This window comes from Bacterioplanes sanyensis, from assembly GCF_002237535.1.
GTDB lineage: Bacteria > Pseudomonadota > Gammaproteobacteria > Pseudomonadales > Oceanobacteraceae > Bacterioplanes > Bacterioplanes sanyensis_A.
In genome coordinates, this window is the sequence record NZ_CP022530.1 from 1,184,463 (window position 1) to 1,207,460 (window position 22,998).

The following is a 22,998-nucleotide window of genomic DNA, read 5'->3' on the forward strand; positions in this document are numbered from 1 at the left end:
GGTGCGACAGAGTGTTGCTTTAGCTGCGTCTGAGGACGGCTCAGGCCGGTTGCAAAGCGTTATTTTTACTGGTTTCCACCACTGGCATGGCGCCGCTCAATATTGCGGAAATGGTGTCGCGTGCATGAGTGTCTTCTTCAATCACGCCGAGGTCGAGCAAGCAAGATTTGTATTCGGGTGTTAGCACCAAGCGTTTGAACTCGCAGTCCATTTGATCCTGCTGCAGTAACCCCACCCAGCGGCGGTAGTGGTCGCCCATTTTGGTAACGCCTTTTTCCAACAATTGGGCGCGATTTTGAATGTTGTTAAGGAAGCGCTGCTTGCAGCGAATGGGGTAGTGGTAAACGGTGATATTGTCGCTGTGACGCTGGTTCCACCAGCCCCAGGCGTGCCAGGCGCGATGGTTGCCGCCTTTGATGCGCAGCATACCCAGTGATCGCACCATCACTTTGCCGTGAATGTTGCCGAGCATAATCGACATCTGATCGGTTTTGCGTTCGGTACCTTTTTGATACAACACCGGGTATTGCACGCAGTTAGTCTGGGTGTAGAACGGTCGCTGGGCGTCGAAGGCGTGCTGATCAAACAACACGTTACGACGGCGACAGCTGATGATAGAGCCGGTTTTACTGAGCTCATCTTTTAACGACCCTTGGCGCGGAATCCAAAACTCGTCAGCGTCGTTGGCGATGGTCCAATCGGCGCCATGTTCTTTACGCGCAATGCGCGCCATCTCGGTTTTCCAATTGCTTTGCTGATAATCCAGCTCAGGCCGTTCGATCAAAGTGATGTGATATTGCTGTGAAAGCGCTTTGACTACCGCAACGGTACCGTCGGTTGAGCCGTTATCCATCACTACAAAACTGTCAACGCCGAGCGCTGCGTGGACCTTAATGTTCTCGGCAATGATGTCGGCTTCGTTCTTGACCAACAGATTCATAGTGAGATGCATGCAACTACCTTCCGAAACAGAATAATGACGTCCCCAGAACACAGTGTTGCGCTTACAGCGACGAGAAGGCGCTGCGCCTTATTATTGTTCCATCTAGGGATCTAACTGTTTCACAATGGTATCACTGATTGAAATCAACACAATTACAAAACCATGACGTTTGGACAAAATGCACATTTTGCCCATTCGGCGTGGTTTTGATTTCAGAGTAATGGTGGCAGGTAGTGGTATTACCTGCGACTTGAGTGGCTGATTAGGCGGGAAGCAGGCGGTTTAACTTACGCTCGAATGATTGCCAGGCTTTGTTAAGATACACGCGCGCCAACCATGGCCAGTAGAAGTTCAGTGGATTGACGCCCGGGTTGCTAACGCCATCGATCACCACCAAATCAGAGCCGCTATCCGTGCGGCGGACCATCAGATTGTTGGGGCTCAAGTCGCGCACGCAGATGGCCTGAGTAAATAGGTAGTCACGCAGACGCTGCACCAATGGCATCACCTCTGAGGCATCGAGCTGTTGTTGCTCAATGGCTTGTCGTAACGTCAGCGCCAGGGCTCCATCCTGGTCTCGGATCAGTTCAAACACTGCGCCAGTGCCCAAGTTGGTAGCAACGGTGTCTTTATACCGCGCCAGCTGACGCGTGTTCTTGCCTTGTTGTTGCAGCACTTTGAAATAGCGCCGTTCACGGCGCGTTTGTTTTTCCCGCCGAATGGCCACTTTTACGCACAACATGGGATCATCTGGATGTTGATAACAAGCGCGATCACGCCCCTGCCCCAGAAGCAGTTCGGGTGTCAGTGTGAGCACGATGGCTCCTGTTGCAATAAGTGGGTGAGGGCGCTGGGGAGCTGACTGCTTTCTAACACCTGTACGCCTAAGCGTTCAAACAACTGGCAGAACTGCTGGTACAGCGCCACCTTGGGGTTGGCAATGGACAGCAGCCTGGCGCTGGGTTTCAGCCAACGACTGTTAATCAGTGTGGACGACACATCACCAATCACGATCACTTGCTCCGGCAACAGGGGCAGCAAAGCTTCGAACGGAATCTGATGGGGAATCAGCGTAAAGCCGTCGAGCGCACTGGCATTGAGAATATCGGGCTGTTGATTGCGCGGGTGATACTTAATACCGGTTTTCAACCCGGCCTGCTGCAGCTGCGCCACCGTATTTAGCATGGCGTCGCGATAGCCGGGCAAAGTATCAATGATGGATTCGTGCGGCAGAGTCAGTACGCAATCCAATTGCGCAAGATGCTCGGTCGGCGCATCGAAAAAATTCGCCAGTTCCGTGCAAAACGACGTCACTGCGGCGTTGTTGGTAAACAACGGTTGCAGCGCGATAAGCTCCTTACGCTGTAGCAGCGGGTGCACCCATTGCGGGAAAGCGGCATAAACTTGCTTCACCCAGCGCGATGCGCCAATGGTTCTCGGGCTATGCCACCAACGGCCATAGGCCAGTTTCTTCAGGCCGTTGTCGACAATACGATCCGACCAACTGGTCGAGGCTTTGCGACCAACGTAAGTAAAGGTGCCTTCGTCCATATACACACCCGTTGCCTGTGCTTGGGCACAATGCATGGCGTATTGGAACTCAATGCGTCGATCGTTGCCGGTGTAAATATGTTTTGGTTGGTGTGCTTCGACCCACTCGCGCAAGCGCGCAAAGATCTGTTTTCTGGATGCTAACTTACGCCTGACGCCACCTTGTTGTCCGGCACTGATGTGCAAGCCGTCGAAGGGTGATTGCTGCCAATCGTTCAGCACCTGAAAGTAAGGGTTATCCAAGGTGTTGGGCTGATCAATCATCCACAGATGCGCTGTGGCTGACGGTTGTGAACTGGCAATGGCTACCGAGTTAAGAATGTGCAGCGGCGTGGACGCAAGATACAGAGAGTGTGCCATGAGTTGGCCGGGGTCTAGAAACAAGCCGCTATAGTACTGCCATGGCAAGGCAGTGAAAACCGGTCGGCCCGTGTTTCAGGCCGACGGGTGTCGTCATGTGCTCATTTAGCGCTATGACTCAGCTGTTGCCACACCGCTAGGCTGGCTTCGGCTTGGTTCAGGGTGTAGAAGTGAATCCCTGGAGCGCCGCCATCGAGCAGGCGTTGGCACAGTTCGGTAATAACGTGTTGCCCGAACTGGCGAATGCTGTCGACATCGTCGCCATAGGCTTCCAACTGCTTGCGAATCCAGCGCGGAATCTCGGCGCCGCAAGCATCGCTAAAGCGGGCCAGCTTGCTGTAATTAGTGATCGGCATGATGCCCGGAATGATGGGAATATCGACGCCCATGGCCTGCACGCGATCAACAAAATGAAAGTAGCTGTCGGCGTTAAAAAAGTACTGGGTAATGGCGCTGTCAGCCCCCGCCTTGACCTTGTTAACGAAGTTTTGCACGTCAATGTCAAAGTTGCTGGCTTGTGGATGCATCTCCGGATAAGCCGCTACTTCCAGAGTAAAATGGTCACCGGTCTCATCGCGGATAAATTCCACCAACTCGTTGGCATAACGCAGCTCGCTGCTGGCCAGACCGGCACCGGAGGGCAAGTCGCCGCGTAGCGCCACGATGCGTTTGATACCTAACGCTTGGTAGTCATGCAGCAGTTGGCGCAGTTCTGCCTTGCTGTCACCAACACACGACATATGCGGTGCGGCGCTGATGCCGCTGTCCTGGATCGCTTTGACGATGGCATAAGTGCGGTCACGGGTGGAGCCGCCAGCGCCATAGGTGACAGAGAAAAATTCGGGATTGTGCTGCGCCAGTTCGTCACGAACGCGTAGCAGTTTTTGTGTACCTTCGTCGGTCTTGGTAGGGAAGAACTCGAAACTCAGGGTAGTCATAGTGTTGTGCCACAGTCAGGGTCGGCATCAAGCTACTGCCCAGGTAGCTTGATGCCCGACACGTTAGTATTTGTATGCTTCTGGCTTGTACGGACCGTCAACGTTGACAGCGATGTAGTCGGCCTGCTCTTGGGTCAGACGGGTGATCACGCCACCAAAGCCTTCGACCATGTCCTTAGCCACTTCTTCGTCGAGTTTCTTCGGCAGTACCTTCACATAAATGCTCTCAGCCTTTTGCTCGGCTGGCAGGTCGGCGAACTTGTGCTCGTACAAGTACATTTGCGCCAGTACCTGGTTAGCGAACGAGCCGTCCATGATGCGCGATGGGTGACCGGTAGCGTTGCCTAGGTTCACCAAGCGGCCTTCAGACAGCAGAATCAGGTGATCATTGCTGGCTGCATCGCGAACGACCTTGTGCACCTGTGGCTTGATCTCGTCCCACTGCCAGTTGTCACGCATGTAGGCGGTATCGATTTCATTGTCGAAGTGACCGATGTTGCATACCACAGCGCCACTTTTCAGCGCTTGCAGCATGTTTTTATCACACACGTTGACGTTGCCTGTGGTGGTGACGATCAGGTCGGTGGTGCCCAGCAGCTGCTTGTTCACGCCGTCTAGGGTGCCAGTATTAACGCCATCGATGTAAGGTGAGACCACTTCAAAGCCGTCCATGCAGGCTTGCATGGCACAGATAGGATCTACCTCAGTGACCTTAACGATCATGCCTTCTTGGCGCAGCGATGCAGCAGAACCTTTACCTACGTCGCCGTAGCCAATTACCAATGCTTTTTTACCGCTAAGCAAGTGGTCGGTGGCACGTTTGATGGCGTCGTTCAGCGAGTGGCGGCAGCCGTACTTGTTGTCGTTTTTCGACTTGGTCACAGCGTCATTGACGTTGATTGCCGGTACTTTCAGCTCGCCTTTGTTGAGCATGTCTAACAGGCGATGCACACCGGTGGTGGTTTCTTCAGAAATACCGTGAATGGCGTCCAGCATTTGCGGGAAGCGTGTGTGAACCATCTCGGTCAAATCGCCGCCATCGTCGAGAATAATGTTGGCATCCCACACTTGCTCGCTGTCTTTTTCCGCGCGAATGGTTTGCTCGATGCACCACAGGAACTCTTCTTCGGTTTCACCTTTCCAAGCGAATACCGGAATGTTGGCCGCAGCAATGGCAGCGGCGGCGTGATCCTGAGTCGAGAAGATGTTGCACGATGACCAGCGCACTTCGGCGCCCAAATCCACCAGCGTTTCAATCAACACGGCGGTTTGAATGGTCATGTGAATGCAGCCCATGATCTTGGCGCCGGCCAGTGGCTGCTCGTCTTTGTACTTGCGGCGCAGTGCCATCAGCGCTGGCATTTCGCCTTCGGCGATGTCGATTTCTTTGCGGCCCCATTCGGCCAGGCTAATGTCGGCGACTTTGTAATCGGTAAATTGAGTCATGAAAATTGCCTCTGATTTATACGTTGGCCGCTGCTTTTAAAGCATCGACCTTGTCGGTTTTTTCCCAAGTGAAGGCGGTGAAGGTTTTGCTCTTCTGCTCGCCGTTCTCTTCGTATTCGTAAGTGTGCTCAAACGGTTCACGACCAAAGTGACCGTAAGCGGCGGTCAGTTGGTACATGGGGTAGAGCAGTTCCAGTTGGTTCTGAATGGCGTACGGGCGCAGGTCGAACACGTCGCGCACTACCTTGGCCAGCTCAATGTCGCTGATCTTGCCGGTGCCAAAGGTGTTGATTGAAATCGACGTCGGCTCGGCGACACCAATGGCGTAGGACACTTGAATCTCACAGCGATCCGCAAGGCCTGCGGCAACGATGTTCTTGGCTACATAGCGGCCCATGTAAGCGGCGCTGCGGTCAACTTTGGAAGGGTCTTTGCCGGAGAAGGCACCACCACCGTGACGGGCCATGCCGCCGTAGGTATCAACGATGATTTTACGGCCGGTCAGGCCAGCATCACCAACAGGGCCGCCAATCACAAAGTTACCCGTTGGGTTGATGTGATACAGGGTGTCTTCGGTCAGCCACTCAGCTGGCAGTACTGGCTTAATGATGTTTTCCAATACCGCTTCGCGCAGATCTTTTTGATCAATCGACGGGTCGTGCTGAGTCGACAGCACCACGGCATCCACTTTCGGTGTTTCGCCTTCGTAGTTGATGGTGACCTGAGATTTGGCGTCTGGGCGCAACCACGGCAGCATGCCGTTGCGACGCAGCTCAGATTGGCGCTGTACCAGACGGTGAGCGTAATACACAGGTGCTGGCATCAGGTTCGGTGTTTCGTTGGTGGCGTAACCGAACATCAGGCCCTGGTCGCCAGCGCCCTGATCTTCCGGCTTAGCACGATCAACGCCTTGATTGATATCCACTGACTGCTTGCCGATGCCGTTCAGTACCGCACAGGTCGCACCGTCGAAGCCGACGTCCGAGCTGTTGTAACCAATACCGGTAATGACGTCGCGTACGATGTCTTCCAAATCCACGTAGCACGAGGTGGTGACCTCGCCTGCTACCACCGCCATACCGGTTTTGACCAGGGTTTCGACCGCGACGCGCGCGTACGGATCACGAGCAATGATGGCATCGAGTACGGCGTCGGAAATCTGATCGGCCACTTTATCCGGATGGCCTTCGGATACCGATTCGGAGGTGAAGATGGAATATTCGCTCATAGCGTCCTCTCTAAAGGTGATTCCGCGCCGCGCGCGGGGCGATAAAACAGACGGAACTGAATCTGAAAACCGTTTCTCAGTCCCAAAAATTGACTGTCGCCTGCTGTTAAACCAGCGCTGTGGGCCCAGTCGGTTAAATCATCGGGTTCAAAACCCAGCCACAAATCGCCGCAGGACTGCTTGGCCCAGCTTTGATCGTGGCGACATAAATCGGTAATCAGCAAAGCACCGCCCGGTGCTAGTAGCTGATACACGTCGGCGAAAATATTTTGTGGCGCAGGCACATGGTGCAACACCATATTGGCCACCGCGAAATCCACCGCTGGATGCTCTTGCTGCAGCAACCATTGGGTGTCGCCCAACTCACAGCGGACATTGCTCAGCTGATGCTGATTCACCATGGCATTGGCCTGAGCCAGCATAGGTGCGGAAATATCCAGTGCGGTGACCTGTTGAAAACGCTGTGCTAGAGCTGGCAAAAACGCGCCTTCGCCGGGGCCGACTTCCAGAGCGTAGCGGCTTTGCCCCTGATAACCAGCCAGCCAGCTTTCTAGCGCCTGACCGTATTGGTCGTAGGAGGCGATCAGGTCCTGCTGCTCTTTAAACGCATCCGCGTTGCGAGCAAAAAACTCGGCACAGGCGCGCGTGCGCTCATTCAATACCCGACTCAGGTTGTGCTGCAGCCCGCTGTCTTGCAGGCCGTCACTGGCATCAATGGCGCTAAAGGTGGTGCGCAGCCACTGACTCCAGGCATCGTTGCCACTGATCAGCGGGCGGCGATAAAAAATACTCGTGCCTTCACGCTGTGTACTCACCAACCCGGCCTGGGCCAGTACCTTTAAGTGGTGACTCATGCCGGACTGTTTGACGTCAAACACCTGGCTCAATTCCAACACGCCAAACGAACCGCGCCCGAGCAGCTGCAAAATGCTCAACCGTAGCGCATCCCCCGCGGCTTTGTGCGCCTGGGCCAGTCGTTGATGATCTAAGTGAGCGCCGGTTGGAGTTTCCATAAGTGTGCATATTAGGTGGTTTTTTGTTCTATATCAATTTTTTTTGATATAGGTTTGGCGAGTAAATGGACTAAAGTCACAGCTTTAGCCAGTCGTCCGGATTCACTCTTGGGAGAGCGTCGTCTGGCAGGCATACTTCAGCCCACATTGATTGACAGGAAGCCCCCATGAGCGCCAATAGCACCGCCTCGCCGGACAGCGCGTCCGCACAACCCAAAGTTCAGGCCATGATTCATCAGCTACAGCAGGCACTGGCCAGTGTGGTGCAGACGGAACCGGCAACGCTCAGGTTGGTGATGGTGTGTTTGCTGAGTCGCGGACACTTATTGCTTGAAGATGCGCCCGGGCTTGGTAAAACCACGTTGGCGCGGGCGCTGGGCAAAGCGCTGTCACTCAAAATGAAGCGCATTCAATGCACGCCGGACCTGATGCCAACGGACATTACCGGCATCAGTGTCTACAACACCGAAGAACATCAGTTCCACTTTATGCCGGGGCCGGTCTTTAGCCACTTGCTGCTGGCGGATGAAATCAACCGCGCGACGCCGCGAACCCAATCTGCGTTGTTAGAAGCCATGGCAGAAGGCACGGTCACTGCTGATCGCAAGACCTACACACTTCCCAAGCCGTTTATGGTGATGGCGACACAAAATCCGGTGGAGTTCAGCGGCACCTTTCCGCTGCCGGAAGCTCAGTTAGACCGCTTCTTTATGCGCCTTAGCTTGGGCTATCCCAATGAAGATCAGGAAGTTGCTTTGATGTTGGCACAGCAGCAAGGCCACCCTCTGGATCAGATCAAGCCATTGTTTAATGAAACACAGGTGCTGGCACTGCAAGGTCAGGTCGATAAGGTCACTCTGAGTGAGCCAATGGCGCGCTACATCAGCCAACTGGTGCGTGCCACTCGCGAGCATGTCGGCGTCAAACTTGGTGCTAGCCCACGTGGTTCATTGGCACTGATGCAGGCGGCGCGGGCACTAGCGTTGTTGAACGGCAAAAACGCTGTCACCCCGGCGCTGGTCAAGCCATTGCTGGAGCCGATTCTGGCGCATCGTATTCTGTTTCGTGATGCAACATTGCAGCGTGCTGAGGGGCGACAGGAGTTCTGGCAACAACTGTTAGCCTCGGTGGCAGTACCGGATTACGCCGCCGACGACAAAGCCAGCGACGCTGCGCCTAAGGCTGATACAACGGCATGAGTCAGGGCAGTTTGGAGGCACAACTGCGGCCGCTGACGACCTGGTTGGCGCGATACATGAACGCCCATCGGTTCTTATGGCTGATGTCGTTGGCCTGTTTTTTAATGGCATGGAATCGAGGCATTGCGCTGTTGTACGGCAGCCTGGCACTGATGTTGGCGTTGATTGCCGTCAGCTGGTTGCTGCCCTGGTGGGCAATGCGTGGCGTGCGCATTCAGCGACGTCAGTGGGGGGAAGCCAGTGCTGGAGGTGAACTGGTGTTGCAGTATCAATGTCAGCCGCGCCAGCCACTGTTGTTTGTGACCGTCACCGAGTCATTATTAGGGCAGCCGCAGCAGCATTTTCTGCCGCGTCTGGAGGCGGGCACAATTCAGCTGTCCTACCCCAGCCCGCCGCGCGGTGTGTATCAGTTACCGGCGCCGCAACTGAGTTGTGGTTGGCCATTTGGCTTTGTGCAACGTCCTACCACGCTAGCGAGTCCGATGTGTGAAGTTCGCGTGCAGCCCAAAGTACACAGTATTCGCCAACTGCCGCAGCCCTGTGCGGACAACCCGCTGATGGTGGGTGCAGATTCACAAATGAGTCGTGGCGCGCACAGTGAGTTTGCAGGCGTGCGCCCGCATCGTGACGGTGACAGTATGAAGCACGTGCACTGGGGAGCCTCGGCTCGGCAACAACAGTTGGTGGTGCGTGAGTTCCACAGCTTTGATCAACCGTCCTGGCTGATCGTTATCGATGGCAATGCCGAACACTGTTTGGGCCAAGGCAGCGATACGACCTTTGAGTACGCGTTACAAATTGGCGCTTCCATGCTGGAGTTTGCACGGCGCCAGCAGCTGTCGGCCACATTGGTGGTGGCGGGGGATCGCACAACGACGCTGTCGGTTGAGCCCGGCAGCGCCAACATCAATGATGCTTTGTGGGCGTTGGCCGGTGTTCAAGCCGACGGGCAGCAGGATTACAGCGATGCCATACGACAGGCGGTGGCCCAACGTCAGGAGCCGCCCATCGTTGTCACCATTCGCACCGATCGGCAAACGCTGGATATGCCCAGCTGCGGCGGACATTTGGACTTGGTCTATGCCGCCGACAGCTTTGATCTGCCCATGGCCAACTACGCACAAGGTTGGCGACAGCTGAGCAGCGATCACTGGCTGCTGCACTTACATCAGCTGAGCAAACTACATCAGGTACTGTCCGTATGATTTATCGGCAAGCGGTGTTCTTCTGGCTGGCACTGCAGCTAACGGTGGTTACTGCCGGTGCGCTGGGCACCTTGTTTGGTGCGCCTTTGGGGGCTCTATTGGGCGCACTCGCCTTAGTGGCTAATGGCGTTGTATTGCAACGCGCTTGGACCAAACGTGATGACATTGCAGCGAATAAAACGTTAAGCGACGGTTTGGCCGCCACTGGCTTAATGGCGTTTCTCGGTTTGCTGTTTACGATGGGCTTGTTGCCAGCACTGAGTGTGTTGCTGGTACTGATTCAGCTGGCCTTGGCCAGTATCACCAATACCTATCGGCAGTACTATCTGTTGCAGCTGGTGAGCTTTGTATTGTTGCTGAGCGGTGCTGCCGAGGCCACCAGCGGCGGCTATTTGTTGGTGATGTTGCTGTTTACCTTGCTGGCGGCATTTTCATTGAGTGAGGCCTGGCTGGATCGCGGTGAACACAGCGCTCAGTTCCGTGGTCCGGGGGCAGCGGCACGGTTGAAAGTCACCGCGATCACCGTGCTGATTGCGGTATTGGTGTACATGCTGGTGCCCCGGTTGTCGCCACTGAACTGGGGCGGATATCAAGCGGATAGCCCGGATTTCTACCACAACGAGCAGTGGCAATCACAGGCGCAAAGTGCGCCGCCAGCAGACAATCAAAAACAACGAAAATCTGAGGTCGAAAGAACCACCCCAGAAGGTTACGACGAGCTAAACGAGATTACCGAGCTGTCCGATGCCGATGGTGATTATTCGTACGCTGGCTTTAACGAGCAGTTTGATATTCGTGACGGTGAGCGCGGCGGTGGTGTTGATTTGAACGCCATGGTGGCGCGCATGAAGGCCGACCGTGGTGCTTATCTCAAAGTACGCACCTTCGACACCTTTGACGGCATTCGTTGGTCCTCCAGCAGTGAAGACATCTCGCGCAAATTGCGCACCGATGATCGTGGCAAAGTGCAGCTCGGCAAAGGTGAGGGTGACTTCTTACAGGTGATCGAGATTGTCCAGCCAATGCCGGCTTGGCTGCCGGTGGCGCCGGACCCGGCGACTTTGTGGCTGCCTTCCAGCAGCGTGGGGTTGGATCAATACGGACATCCGTTGCTGCCGGCCACGTTAACGCCGGGGACGCGCTACAGCGTGCGCTCAACCGATGTGCGCTACCAGGGGCGTCCGGTGTCGCAGGCCGCTGCACCCGATCGCTACGACGTGCAATTACCTCAGTTATTCGACACCCGCATACACCGCTTGGCCAGAGACGTTACCCAGGGTGCTGATGATGCAATGGCAAAGGCGGTGGCACTGGAACAGCACTTACGCACACAGTACGACTACAGCTTTGAGTCGATTCTGCAGTCACAGGGTGAAACGCCGTTGGACCGTTTTTTGTTTGAAGATAAGCGCGGCCATTGTGAGTATTTCGCCAGTGCTATGGCGGTAATGCTGCGCAGCATTGGCATACCGGCGCGACTGATTACCGGCTTCAGTGCTACCAGTCAAAATCCACTCACTGGCTATTTTGAGATTCGTGCTATTGATGGTCACGCCTGGACCGAAGCCTGGATTGACGGGCGCTGGGTGACCTTCGAGCCAACCGCGTATTACGATTTACCAGAGCCGCAGTCGAGCCCATTTGCCGGCGAGCAAATCCAACAGTACGCCGAGGATATCGCTCGTCGCCAACAGGCAGCCGACGGCGGTTGGTCCCTCGCGGGCCTGCTCAGCAGCTTGTGGATGCTGGTCTATACCCTGGTCACCGTGGTGCTGGCACTGCTGAAATGGCTACTGCTGGGTTTATGGCCTTTGTGGTTGTTGTTGGCTCTGGTGTCTTTGGTAGCCTACTTGCTGCGTCCGCGCTGGTGGCCGCAAGCCAGAGCTCGTTGGAGTCAGTGGAAGTTGCAGCGCTATCAACCCGGTGATGCCGATGCCAGCCTGAGGTTTTACCTGTTTCATTTGCAGCGTATTGGTCTGCTGCATGGGGTCGAGCGCCAACCGTCACAACCTGCCGATGAGTGGTCGCAGCAGTTACCCTCGCCATCGCTGCAACAACTCACCGCATCGATTGGAGATTACTTGTATCAGCAACAACCGGCACCATTGGCGCAATGGCAACAATGGGCGCAACAAGCGGCCGAGCAGCTGATAAAACGATAAAAGCTATCAGACAATTAGGCGGAATTGATTTCTTTGCTAAGTGGCTTGGTGTGTATCTTAACGACATCAACCAGAGGAGAGTGTTATGGCTTTTATCGAAGTATTTATGGGCGGGATATTGCAGGTAGAAAAGCGTGCAAAAAATACGTCGACGGACTGCAACTACGACAACGATTATTACGGCGACAGGCTGTGTCATCACATCAAGTAGCTATTTCAGATTGCGGCAGAGTCTCCAGTTGTATGGGGAGTCCCATGTGTACGTTTGCTTGAATCCCCCAATCGTTCCATTCGGACTATCTTTCCAATGAGCATTTGAAATAAATATTTTTATTTTATTATTCGCTGATTTTTCGGTGAAGCCATAGTATTTCACGATTCCCAAGGGGGAGGGCTGATATTTGCATACGGCTGTTCCAATACGTTGCATTTCCTGCACCTCTTCTTCGAGCTGCTCAATGAACTTCTGGTTTTTCATATGCCTATTTCGAGCATCTATGTGCTTATTTTTGTTTTCTTCTTTCTTCGCTATTTGAGCCTGCTTTTCTGTTAAGTAACCCAGTGATTTAAGCGTGGCGAGATAATTTGGTGACTCCAGTTGGCTAAGTGGTTCGACTATTGAGGCTGAAAACTTTTGATAGTAGTCAGTGCACATGCCATCACTATGAATGTTCGCATAGAATATCACTAAGTCTGTTCCGAACGGTGTTTTGCAAAAGGGCTTTGCGTAAATCCCTCCTTTTGAGCGGCATAGCTCTTTGTATTGTTCTCTGACTATTTCTAGTTGGTTGCTTCTGTCTTTTGCTTGGCACCACCACGTGGAAAATTTCGTGTGATCGCCAAATTCACTTGTAGACCAGTTTAGCCTGGTAACTAACTTGTCGAGTGCAGTGGAGTTCTGAACAGAGATATCCTTCGTAAGCTGAATCGCGCTGCTTTCAGAACTTTTGTTGATGGAACTCTGCTTGACTGCGCACCCGGATATAGCAATGGCAAGAAATAAAAACAGTAGTTTCATTGGGTCACGTCCTTTGTGTTCAGCCAAGCATGATACAGACATTCGTGAAAAAACTAAATTCGATCCTTATGCAATAAACTTAAGGCTAGCCATGTGCCAGCCAAGCAAACAGCAGCATACTGAGTATGCACGTCAGCAACACAGAACGAGTGACGAGTGCCAACAGGATCGCTGCAGCGGCGGCAATGAGATATGGATTGTCGCTATCCAAAGCGATGCGACCGTCCTGAATGATCACCAGTGGCGCCCATATGGCGGTCAAAACCGCTGGCGCGCAATAACTCATAAATTGTTGAAATTCACCACTGAGACGAAAGTTAATGGCCGGTGACAGCAACACATAGCGGCTGGCAAACACCACTAGGGTCATGGCAACGATGCTGGCCCAGATCATGATTCAACCTCCTGTGGCGTTGGCGTTGGCGTTGGCGTTGGCGTTGGCGTTGGCGTTGGCGTTGGCCGCCAGCGCTGTATCGCGTAGCCTGTCATCATGGAGGTAAGGACGCTGATCAACAGCGCTCCTGGCACTTGGGCAACACTCAAACTGACGGACAATAACAGCGCCACCATCACAGTTGCCAGGGTGGCCATGTTGCGAATGGCCGGAATGGATAAGGCGATAAACGTGGAGGCGACGGCAAAGTCGAGACCTAGCTCGTCCAGTTGCTCGATCGACTGGCCTGCAACAATGCCCAGGGCAGTGGATAAGTTCCAGCAGATGTAAAATGACAAACCAGCTGCGAGGGCGTAATGCTTGTCGAGTGGTTTTTGCTGCGCAGCCAATACAAACAATTCATCGGTGAGCAAAAAACCCAGTGCGTAACGCCAGCGGCTGGGCAAGGGGCGAATGCGATCACGCATACTCAATGCGTATAACAAGTGCCGGGCGGTAATTAACGCCACAGTGAGCAACAGCACCAACATGCCGCTGCCCGCGGCCAACATGCCGGTGGCGACAATTTGCGCTGAACCGGCAAAAACAAACACCGACATGGCCTGTGCTTGCCAGGCGCTGAACCCAGATTCAATGGCGTACGAGCCGGCCAGTACGCCCCACGGCAGCACTGCCAGATTCAATGGCATCATCGCGACGCAGCCGCGCCAGCAAGACGTTTTTGCAGACATAAAGCAACTCTCTTTAGGCCGTTAGGCAGGATTGATACTGACCGGGCGTGGTGCCCATGGCGCGCACAAAGTGGCGGTGCAAATGGCTTTGATCATGAAAGCCACAATCGTGGGCGACCTGGGTGGCGGCCAAGCCGAGGCGAAGCAGCTGGCGGGCACGCCGCAGGCGCACCTGAATCTGATAAGCGTGTGGCGGCAAACCGTATTGGCGCTTAAATGCTCGCGCCATATGGTAAGGGCTCAGCGACGCCATTTGGGCCAGCTCGTGCAGCGATAAATCGGCTGTCGGGTGCTCGTCCAAAAAGCTTTTGACCTGCTCAACTTGACGTTGCGCGCGAGGGGTTTGTGCCACTGGTGGTCGATGACGACCATGGCGCACAATCAACTGCTGCAAAGCATCGGCCATCAAGGTTTCGCGTTGCAGGCGGCTGCAGTATTCATCGCTGCTGGCATTCATCGCCAATCGCAGAGCATGGGCCAGTTGCGGATCGTAAGCCACGGGCTGTGGAAAATAAGGCGTCGACATACGCCCTTGGGTCAGCGACTCAGTCAGCTGCGCTAGTTGATCAGGTAATGGATACAGGGCTTGATAGGCCCAACCGCCGTGGGTTTGTGCATGGCCATCGTGGACTTCATCTGCATTGACCAAAATGACGGTGCCCGCCGGTGCAATGTGCTGGCCACCGGTGCGGTAGAAGCTTTGCGCGCCTTGCTCAATCACGCCGATGGTGAAGCCTTCGTGGCTGTGTTTGCCAAAGGTACGAGTCTCGTAACGCGCACGCAGCAGCTCCAGGCCACCGAGCATATCGCTGTGGTGATACTGGGCAAATTCGTTTGATGCACCTTGATCGCTGCTGTGACTGCTCATGCGGCTGAGTCCTGACTTGTTCCTACGCAGACTACTATAACTTGCCTGAGGCATCGTACTTGTACGGGATTGCGCAGTTACCATCGTGCTGGCCAGAACGATAGATACTGTTATTAGGCGGGAATCTAGGACTTCAGGTCATGGATCGCAAGGAAATCACTGGCCCAGTTGCCACAAACAAACCTGTGAGTAGAAAGGCTGTCACAGCAGTGAGAAAGCTGACAGCAATGTAAAAAGGGGGCGCTAAGCGCCCCAAAAGGGACTACATCGAGCCGCGATGTTATTTGATCCAGTGCTTGCCCCAGTGCGTTTTGTCATAGCCATGCTGGTAGCTCATGCCTGACAGGCGACCTTCTGGTTGTTCCTCACTGGCGGCAATCTCGTCATCAATGGCTTTGGTCGACAGCGACAGCCAGCTGGTAACAAACGCGCTGGCATCGGCGTTGATTTCCAAAGCGCGAGTATTGATGTTAAGCAGATCGTCGCACTGTGCGTGGTAACACGGGTCGTAGGCGCTGCCGGCCTCGCCGCCAAACTTCACCGCTTGCTCTTCGGTTTTAATGCCCTCAGCACCTGTGAATAAACCACCAAAGGCGATGCCTTCTTCAAAGAATTGGGCGTAGTCGGAGCGGAAGCTGATCTCGCTGCCTTCAAACGCCAGGCCGCGCAGCCCAAAGTATTTTTCAAACAGTTTTTCTGTGGCGGCAGAGCCGGGCGGGCCTTGCAAATCAAAGCTGGAGCCGTCGCCATCGTAAATAAAATTACCGAAGTTTGGCGAGCCAATCATGTCGTAGTTGAGGTACACCTTAATGTTGGCTTTTTCCTCATCAGACAGCGCTTTTACATATTCCGTCGAGCCGACCAGGCCGGCTTCTTCCGCGCCCCACCAAGCGAAACGAACTTTGTTGCGCGGGAAGGCTTTGCTCATTTGGATGGCCATTTCCAATAGCGCTGCACTGCCAGAACCGTTGTCGTTAATGCCAGCGCCAGCGTATACCGAATCGAGGTGCGCGCCGGCCATCACGATATTGCTACCATCGCCGCGCGCGGTTTCAGCCACCAGGTTGTATGACTGTGTTTGCTCACGCACCACATCCGCTTTAAGGCGCAGCTCTAAATCAGAGATTTGCGACCACATTGCGCCGTTGTCGTATGTAGCAAACAACGCTGGAATGCCGCCTGAGTAGCCATCCCCCAAAGTGGCATCGAGCAGATCTTTGCGATCGTCGCTATCGCCTTGGTTAAAAATAATCACCGCGCTAGCACCTGCTGCGGCAGCGTTCTCTGCCTTGGTTTGAAAAGCGCAACTGCCGCGCTGCAACAGGGCGATATGCCCAGCCGGGAATGCGGCAAAGTCATCCGCTTCACAGCCACTGCTGGAGGTATTGCCAGCACCCAATTGCACATCCACAGCCGTGACCGGCGCCGTTACATCGCCACCCGTGGTTTGTGAGAAGTAGGTGAAGTCCTGATCAAACACATAAGTGCTGGGCTCTGGCCCGGTGGCTTCTAACACACCATCGCCCAACTCGTAGTACATGTTAAAGGGAAAAGCTTTGCGCTCGACTTGGTAGCCCACGCTTTCCAGTGTTTGTTGTATGTAGTCCAAGGAGGCGCCATATCCGGGCAGCCCTGCCGCACGATTGCCGTTGTTGGCTTGGGCGATGCCATACAGCATTTCAAGATGGTACTGAATATTGCTGGCTTGTATGCAGCGTGGCAGCCCTAGAGGTGTGCTGTTAAGGACACCGTATTGGCATTCCAGAAAACCCAGTTTATCTGGGCTCCAGTAGCGATCCAAAATATCACTGGACGAAGTCATGCTGACAGCAAAGGCTTGAGGTGCCGATACCAATGTGGCAGCCAATGCAGCGCTATAAAGATAGTTTTTTTTGAACATGGTGTATCCATCTGCGTAGGTGGTTGGGGCCGATGTAGAAAATCACAAAACTGCGGTGGGGTATTGGATGGATTAGGACGATATGGCGGTCATGATGGATTCAGGTTTTTAGTTCATGAAATTTGTTTTTATGGTTAATTATTTCTTTTGTGTTTTCTCTGGTGAAGTTTATTTTATTGGCGTCGCTTTTTTATTGCTTGAGTGTCGTATTGTTGTTGGTGCGATTGCAAGTTCCTATTTCTATTGGTGATTTTGTCTAAGTAGATGGTGGTTGGCTGGCTAATGCGGTCGGACTAGTTTGGTGCGTGGGTTATTAATTCTGCGCTAGTTTAGGGCGGCTCTATGTCATTGGTATTAAATGCCAATTCGGTTTAGACAAAATGGGTGAGTTGCTCGCGGTTGTGGGTGCATCATTTCTTTGGTTATGCAGTTGAGGGAGATGATTTCCCCGCCTGTTTGACTACGCCCGAATAATAACAACAGCAACGGGCGTTATCTCATGGTCTAGGCGTTGACTCGTCGACCAATACTGACTCGACCTAAGGATTCAGAAGAGGGATCCCTTTATGACAAAAAAACTACTCTCAGCAGCACTGGTCTCTGCCAGTGTTTTCTGTCTGCCAATGGAAGCCATGGCGCACAGTGCCATGTTTCCTGACGGATTTAAATTTGATGACAGCAATGGCGGTGAAGGCCTGAGCCGACCGGATGTCATGACGACCTCCTCCAGCGCTGCGTCTGCGGTTGTTCGCTGTGACAATGGTAGTGCCGGTGGTTATCCTTGCAAGAACGTCGATTTACAGTCTTTTCTGGCCAAAGAAAATATGGGCGGCAATGGTTCCGAGTTGAACGACATTTGGGGCTGGACCGATCCTCAGACGGGCGCCGAGATTGCGATTGTCGGCCGCACAAACGGCACTTCGTTTGTCGACGTTACCAATGCCACCAGCCCGGTATTTTTAGGCTTTCTGCCGTCACACAATGGCGGCAGTGCGGCTTGGCGTGATGTGAAAACCTACAATGATCATGCCTTTATCGTGGCTGATGGTCGCGGCAACCGTACCCATGGCTTACAGGTGTTCGATTTAACCAGTTTGCGCAATGTCACCCCTGGCGGTACGTTAACAGCGACCAAGCAAATGGGCGGTTTTGGCAACGCGCATAACATTGCCATCAATGAGGCAACGGGATACGCCTACGTGGTGGGCAGCAACCAGTGCAGCGGTGGTCTGTATATGGTGGATGTGTCTGATCCGGTCAACCCATCGTATGCTGGCTGCTTTTCTAGCGATGGTTACACTCACGATGCTCAGTGTGTGATTTATAACGGCCCGGACAGCGATTACAGCAATCGTGAAATTTGCGCCGCCTATAACGAAGACACCATTACCATCGTTGATGTCACCACCAAGTCGAACCCTCAGCAAATTTCCCGTACCCCATACCAGGGCTCACAATACACTCACCAGGGCTGGTTTCTAAACGATGATCATGCCTTGTTGATCATGAATGACGAACTGGATGAGCAGCGCAATGGCCACAATACGACGTCCTATATCTACGACGTCAGTGACTTGGATAACCCAATAGAACTTGGTCGTTACGTTGGTCCGACGGCGGCCATTGACCACAACCTATATACCCTGGATGGCTATGTGTTTGAGTCTAATTATCGTGCGGGATTGCGGATATTAGACGCCAAGGACATTGCATCCGGTTCGCTTCAGGAAGTGGCGTATTTCGATACCATTCCTAATTCCAACAGTGCGCAGTTTTCTGGTACTTGGAGTAACTACATTTATTTTGCCAGCGGCAATGTCATTACCAGTGATATTGGCAATGGTTTATTCACTCTGACCCCAGACTGGGATGCCATCAAGCAACCGGGCCCTGCGGACTATTGTGCTGCCTTGGGTAACAACATTGATTATGAATGGATTGCCGGGGTAAAAGTCGCCAGCTTTAGCAATAACTCGGGCGCTCAAAAATACTCGGACTTCACCAGTGACGTTATCAACCTCTCCACCGGACTTAGCTCAGTTGAACTAACACCTGGCTTTCGCAGTGGTAGTTACAACGAAGTCTGGCGGATTTGGATCGACCTCAATCAAGACGGCGACTTTGATGATGCCGGAGAAACGGTATTTTCATCTGCGGCGAGCAGTAATACCGTTACGGGTGATCTGACCATTCCAACATCCGCCAAAACGGGCAAGACACGCTTACGTATTGCCATGCGCTACCAAAATGCAGCTCCTGCTTGTGGTGATTTTGATTACGGTGAAGTAGAAGACTACACCGTCAATATCACGCCTTAGGCAGCCATCTGTACGCATCACCGGTGAGGCAGGGCGAGAATTCGCCCTGTCTCTATCGTTGACTAAGATTTTTAACCATCCCGGTAGTTAGGAGTCAGCTCGATGGTTCAATGTACTAATTTTGTTAAAGCGTTTTTCGGATATATGACCCTTTTATTTACAGTCTCGGTGGCGGCAGAGCATGGTCAGTCAAATGCCATCATGCAGCATGCCAAGGTTGTTTTGAACGAGGCCAGAGAGCTGGAAAATGAATCTTCCCTGGTGTTTAAACGCAGTAATGAACTACTAAAAGAAATAAAAAAACTTCGAGTTAAGCAACGTAATAGACAGAATGATGCAGCGGGCGAGGAGTTCGCTGTCATGGTTGATTTACTAAATACGCAACGTGAACACTGGCAGCAGCAAGGAACCTTACTGCGTCAGCGATCTGCAACATTAGAGCAGCAAGCTCTGCTACTAATGCGCCAGGGTTTTACACAAGTCTGGCAAGAAAAAGTGCGTTTGCATGGCCCGATGCAATTGCAGTCTAACCATCATGAGGTGATGGCCCATAATGCACCGGTTCGTAGTGTTCACCCCAGTATGCACGGCCGTATGACCGACGGTGCCGAAACACAGCAACAGCATAATATGACCATGAAAGTGCCGGCGTTGAGCGGTCAAAATGCACCTGCGGACTTGGATGTATCGACGTTCCAACGTTCGCGCAATTTGCATTATTTTGCTCATGTAGAACCACTGACCGAGCCGAATTTAGCGGTGCCGTTAAATGAAATTCACCAATGGCGTTTGTTGGTGTCCGATTCCGATGGACGTCCGTTGGCCAATGCTAACGTCAGCATCGACGGTCATATGCCCGGACACGTACATGGGTTGCCAACACAACCTCGAATCACCCAAGAGCTGTCACCGGGCGAGTACTTGGTTCAAGGCGTCAAATTTCAAATGACGGGCTGGTGGGTAATGCAGTTTGATATCGAACATAACGATACCCAAGATTCACTGGTTTTTAATTTGGTGTTGTGATGTGGCGTAGAAAAGAGTCCCTGTCCTTAGGTAGCTTTATTTTTTTATTGGCCTTTTCCTGCAGTGCTGTTGCTGAGCAGTCTTTGCAGGAATATCAATTTACTGCGGCAGATATTCAATTTTTGTCGCAGTTCCAGTTGGATCAATTGGCGCCGCCGCCGAAGGCCATCGGGAATCGCGTGGCGGATGATATAGCCGCAGCGCGATTGGGAAAGGCACTATTTTTTGATGCCGAATTAAGTGGTAACGGTTCGGTTGCATGCTCTAGTTGCCATCAGCCACAGCGCTACTTTACCGATGGCCTTGCGCGCTCGGTCGCGCTGGGGGTGACCCAGCGCAATGCCCCCTCCATTGCCACGTCCCAGTATGGTCCTTGGCAATTCTGGGATGGTCGAGCGGACAGCTTGTGGGCGCAGGCGCTGGCACCACTGGAGGATGTTAAAGAGCATGGCATTGCTCGCAGCGACATCGCCCGTTACATCGCTCGCGCGTATGCCAGGGAATACCAACAGGTCTTTGGTGAACTGCCAGTCGAGGTGATTAACAGTGTACCTGCAGCAGCGGCCAGTCCACGTCAGGGAGCCACAGCACTGCAGCACTGGCAACAGCTGACGCAACAGCAGCAGCATGTTATCAATCAGGTGTTTGCCAATGTTGGTAAAGCATTAATGGCCTATCAACGGCGCATTGATTTGCAGCCCGCTCCGTTTGATCGTTTTGTGCAGGCGTTGCAACAGCAACAATCACCGCAGCAATTGCAGCGCATCATGACGGCGGATGAGGTTAAAGGCCTGCGTGTATTTATGGGCAAAGGCAATTGTGCCAGTTGCCACAATGGCCCGTTATTTACTAACTTTGAATTTCACAATGTTGGTGCACCGGAACCGAATACCGCCAACGTGGATATGGGGCGCTACGAGGGTGTTGTGGCGCTGCAGAACAGTGAATTTACTTGCCTGTCGCAGTTTAGCGATGCCGATAAAAAAGACTGCGAAGAAATGCTGTTTCTAAAAAAGCAGGGGCCAGAGTTGGTCGGAGCATTTAAAACGCCGAGTTTGCGTAACGTCGGAAAAACCGCTCCGTATATGCAATCAGGGCAAATGGCCGATTTAATGTCGGTGATTGCTCACTATAATAAGCCATTGCCTCCGTTTTATGACCGTGCACAGCACCCCAGCCGCCCACACTTTGATATTGTACCGCTCAATTTAACCGAGGATGAGCAACGTCAGCTAGTGCTGTTTCTGCACACATTAACGTCGCCCATCGATATCACCGATCCTTGGTGGCTTGCCGATTCACCCTAGGCGTTACCAAGCGGCTTTAAAAATTTCCTCGATCTCGGACTGGCTGGCCTGAATGGGGTTGGTCAGTCCGCAGGCATCGTTTAATGCATTTTTTGCCAATATCGCGATGTCATCCATTTGCGCACCGAGAGCCGCCAACCCTTTGGGTATGCCGACACGATCTTTGAGTTGTTCGATGGCTTGGATACACGCCGCTGCCCCTTGCTGCGTATCGTCACTGTGGCCAGCACCGAGCGCGAGCCCCACCTCGGTTAAGCGCTGTGCCGCCACCCGAGCGTTAAAGGCCTGCACATGTGGCAGCAATACAGCGTTGCAGACGCCATGTGGTAAGTCGTAATAGCCGCCCAATTGATGCGCCATGGCATGCACATACCCGAGCGACGCATTGTTAAACGCCATCCCGGCGAGGAACTGGGCATAGGCCATCTGCTCACGGGCCTCTGCATCCTGACCGTCGTCGACGGCGCGCGGCAGGAATCGGGCGATTAAACTGACGGCTTTAATGGCACAGGCGTCGGTGATTGGAGTCGCTGCGGTAGAAACATACGCTTCGATGGCATGGGTCAGCGCATCCATACCGGTGGCGGCGGTGAGGTCTGCGGGCATGCCCATCATGGTCAGCGGATCGTTGACGGAAAAAATCGGCGTCGTGTGTTTATCGACAATGGCCATTTTAATATGACGGGTTTCGTCGGTGATGATGCAAAACCGGGTCATTTCACTGGCGGTGCCAGCGGTGGTATTGATCGCCACCAGCGGCAGTTGTGGTTTAGCGGACTGATCCACGCCTTCGTAGTCGCGAATATCGCCACCGTTGGTGGCCACCAATGCGATCGCTTTGGCGCAATCATGGGGCGAGCCGCCGCCTAATGAAATGATCACATCGCAGCGTTTGTCAGCCAGCAGTGCTAAGCCAGCTTGCACGTTGGCGGTGGTCGGATTGGGCTGAACGCCGGTGAACACCGTGCTTTGAATATCTCGTTGCTGCAGTTGTTCCGTCACCTTGGTGACCAAGCCAGTGGCTTGCAGGCCTTGGTCGGTGACGATCAGCGCATGGCGAAAGCCACGCTGCTGCAGTTGTTGCAGCGCCGTGGTTAAGGCGCCTTCGCCCATTAAATTCAGTGCCGGTATATGAAATTCACTCACACTCATAAAACACACTCCCATAACACTGGCCGCAAACGGCCTAGCTCAGCTGGTGACTTATGCCCAGATCGCAGCGTCAGTTGAACCGTGTGCGGCGGTGGGCAAACGATGGATGGTATGGAGTCAGTGTAAAAACACTGAGGCGGCTGCAGTTTGATGCGAATCAAGGTCGCGACGGTGGCAAAGCCCAATGCCTGATACCAATCAATATTGCGGTGTTCAGTGCCCTTCAAATTCAATAAACT

Annotated in this window: 20 protein-coding genes; 7 read left to right on the forward strand and 13 right to left on the reverse strand. The window is 53.4% G+C overall.

Going from position 1 to position 22,998, the window contains the following annotated elements; genetic code table 11:
* Positions 1–40 precede the first annotated feature (40 nt).
* From CHH28_RS05555 to CHH28_RS05585, 7 genes are all read right to left on the reverse strand, one after another.
* On the reverse strand, positions 41–940 hold the full coding sequence (locus CHH28_RS05555) for a glycosyltransferase family 2 protein (protein WP_157729792.1): 900 nt from the start codon (positions 938–940) through the stop codon (positions 41–43).
* A gap of 265 nt (positions 941–1,205) precedes the next feature.
* Positions 1,206–1,760, reverse strand: a complete 555-nt coding sequence (locus CHH28_RS05560) for a YrbL family protein (protein WP_157729793.1) — start codon at positions 1,758–1,760, stop codon at positions 1,206–1,208.
* Complete coding sequence (locus CHH28_RS05565) at positions 1,748–2,854, reverse strand: polysialyltransferase family glycosyltransferase (protein WP_094059385.1); 1,107 nt, start codon at positions 2,852–2,854, stop codon at positions 1,748–1,750. The genes CHH28_RS05560 and CHH28_RS05565 overlap by 13 nt, the downstream gene beginning before the upstream one ends.
* Before the next feature lie 101 nt (positions 2,855–2,955).
* Positions 2,956–3,792 (reverse strand): methylenetetrahydrofolate reductase [NAD(P)H], encoded by an 837-nt coding sequence (gene metF, locus CHH28_RS05570; RefSeq protein WP_094059386.1) that lies wholly within the window; start codon positions 3,790–3,792, stop codon positions 2,956–2,958.
* A 63-nt stretch (positions 3,793–3,855) separates the two neighbouring features.
* The gene (ahcY, locus tag CHH28_RS05575) at positions 3,856–5,238 is read right to left on the reverse strand and encodes an adenosylhomocysteinase (RefSeq protein ID WP_094059387.1); all 1,383 of its coding nucleotides are present in this window, start codon (positions 5,236–5,238) and stop codon (positions 3,856–3,858) included.
* 16 nt (positions 5,239–5,254) lie between these two features.
* A complete protein-coding gene (gene metK, locus CHH28_RS05580; RefSeq protein ID WP_094059388.1) occupies positions 5,255–6,466 on the reverse strand; it encodes a methionine adenosyltransferase in 1,212 nt (403 codons plus the stop codon).
* Positions 6,463–7,479 (reverse strand): ArsR/SmtB family transcription factor, encoded by a 1,017-nt coding sequence (locus tag CHH28_RS05585; protein ID WP_094059389.1) that lies wholly within the window; start codon positions 7,477–7,479, stop codon positions 6,463–6,465. The genes metK and CHH28_RS05585 overlap by 4 nt, the downstream gene beginning before the upstream one ends.
* 167 nt (positions 7,480–7,646) lie before the next feature.
* Here CHH28_RS05585 and CHH28_RS05590 point away from each other — a divergent pair, with 167 nt between their 5' ends.
* The 4 genes from CHH28_RS05590 to CHH28_RS20340 all read left to right on the forward strand — a co-directional run bounded on the left by CHH28_RS05590 (position 7,647) and on the right by CHH28_RS20340 (position 12,256).
* Positions 7,647–8,678: an AAA family ATPase gene (locus CHH28_RS05590; RefSeq protein WP_233243757.1), complete on the forward strand. Its 1,032-nt coding sequence runs from the start codon at positions 7,647–7,649 to the stop codon at positions 8,676–8,678.
* Positions 8,675–9,883, forward strand: coding sequence for a DUF58 domain-containing protein (locus CHH28_RS05595; protein ID WP_094059390.1), 1,209 nt, complete (start codon positions 8,675–8,677; stop codon positions 9,881–9,883). The genes CHH28_RS05590 and CHH28_RS05595 overlap by 4 nt, the downstream gene beginning before the upstream one ends.
* Positions 9,880–12,045, forward strand: coding sequence for a transglutaminaseTgpA domain-containing protein (locus CHH28_RS05600; protein WP_094059391.1), 2,166 nt, complete (start codon positions 9,880–9,882; stop codon positions 12,043–12,045). Before CHH28_RS05595 ends, CHH28_RS05600 begins: the two co-directional genes overlap by 4 nt.
* Positions 12,046–12,130: 85 nt before the next feature.
* Positions 12,131–12,256: a hypothetical protein gene (locus CHH28_RS20340; protein ID WP_269843679.1), complete on the forward strand. Its 126-nt coding sequence runs from the start codon at positions 12,131–12,133 to the stop codon at positions 12,254–12,256.
* Here the strand turns inward: CHH28_RS20340 and CHH28_RS05605 are convergent, their stop codons facing one another.
* From CHH28_RS05605 to CHH28_RS05625, 5 genes are all read right to left on the reverse strand, one after another.
* On the reverse strand, positions 12,257–13,063 hold the full coding sequence (locus tag CHH28_RS05605; RefSeq protein ID WP_094059392.1) for a hypothetical protein: 807 nt from the start codon (positions 13,061–13,063) through the stop codon (positions 12,257–12,259).
* A gap of 85 nt (positions 13,064–13,148) precedes the next feature.
* Positions 13,149–13,457, reverse strand: a complete 309-nt coding sequence (locus tag CHH28_RS05610; protein WP_094059393.1) for an AzlD domain-containing protein — start codon at positions 13,455–13,457, stop codon at positions 13,149–13,151.
* A complete protein-coding gene (locus CHH28_RS05615) occupies positions 13,454–14,188 on the reverse strand; it encodes an AzlC family ABC transporter permease (protein WP_199244008.1) in 735 nt (244 codons plus the stop codon). Before CHH28_RS05615 ends, CHH28_RS05610 begins: the two co-directional genes overlap by 4 nt.
* Positions 14,189–14,201: 13 nt before the next feature.
* Positions 14,202–15,056 carry an AraC family transcriptional regulator gene (locus CHH28_RS05620; RefSeq protein WP_199244009.1) on the reverse strand — a complete coding sequence of 285 codons (855 nt, stop codon included), beginning with the start codon at positions 15,054–15,056 and terminating at the stop codon, positions 14,202–14,204.
* 280 nt (positions 15,057–15,336) lie between these two features.
* Entirely contained in the window at positions 15,337–16,956 is a 1,620-nt protein-coding gene (locus tag CHH28_RS05625) for a M28 family metallopeptidase (RefSeq protein WP_094059394.1), read from the reverse strand.
* A 566-nt stretch (positions 16,957–17,522) separates the two neighbouring features.
* On the opposite strand from CHH28_RS05625, the gene CHH28_RS05630 reads away from it, so the two are divergent.
* The 3 genes from CHH28_RS05630 (at position 17,523) to CHH28_RS05640 (ending at position 21,607) form a co-directional block, all read left to right on the forward strand.
* Complete coding sequence (locus tag CHH28_RS05630; RefSeq protein WP_094059395.1) at positions 17,523–19,274, forward strand: choice-of-anchor B family protein; 1,752 nt, start codon at positions 17,523–17,525, stop codon at positions 19,272–19,274.
* Between the two features lie 360 nt (positions 19,275–19,634).
* The gene (locus CHH28_RS05635; RefSeq protein WP_157729794.1) at positions 19,635–20,300 is read left to right on the forward strand and encodes a FixH family protein; all 666 of its coding nucleotides are present in this window, start codon (positions 19,635–19,637) and stop codon (positions 20,298–20,300) included.
* Positions 20,300–21,607, forward strand: a complete 1,308-nt coding sequence (locus CHH28_RS05640) for a cytochrome-c peroxidase (RefSeq protein ID WP_094059397.1) — start codon at positions 20,300–20,302, stop codon at positions 21,605–21,607. The genes CHH28_RS05635 and CHH28_RS05640 overlap by 1 nt, the downstream gene beginning before the upstream one ends.
* A 3-nt stretch (positions 21,608–21,610) precedes the next feature.
* Here the strand turns inward: CHH28_RS05640 and yiaY are convergent, their stop codons facing one another.
* On the reverse strand, positions 21,611–22,759 hold the full coding sequence (gene yiaY, locus CHH28_RS05645) for an L-threonine dehydrogenase (protein WP_094059398.1): 1,149 nt from the start codon (positions 22,757–22,759) through the stop codon (positions 21,611–21,613).
* Between the last annotated feature and the right edge of the window lie 239 nt (positions 22,760–22,998).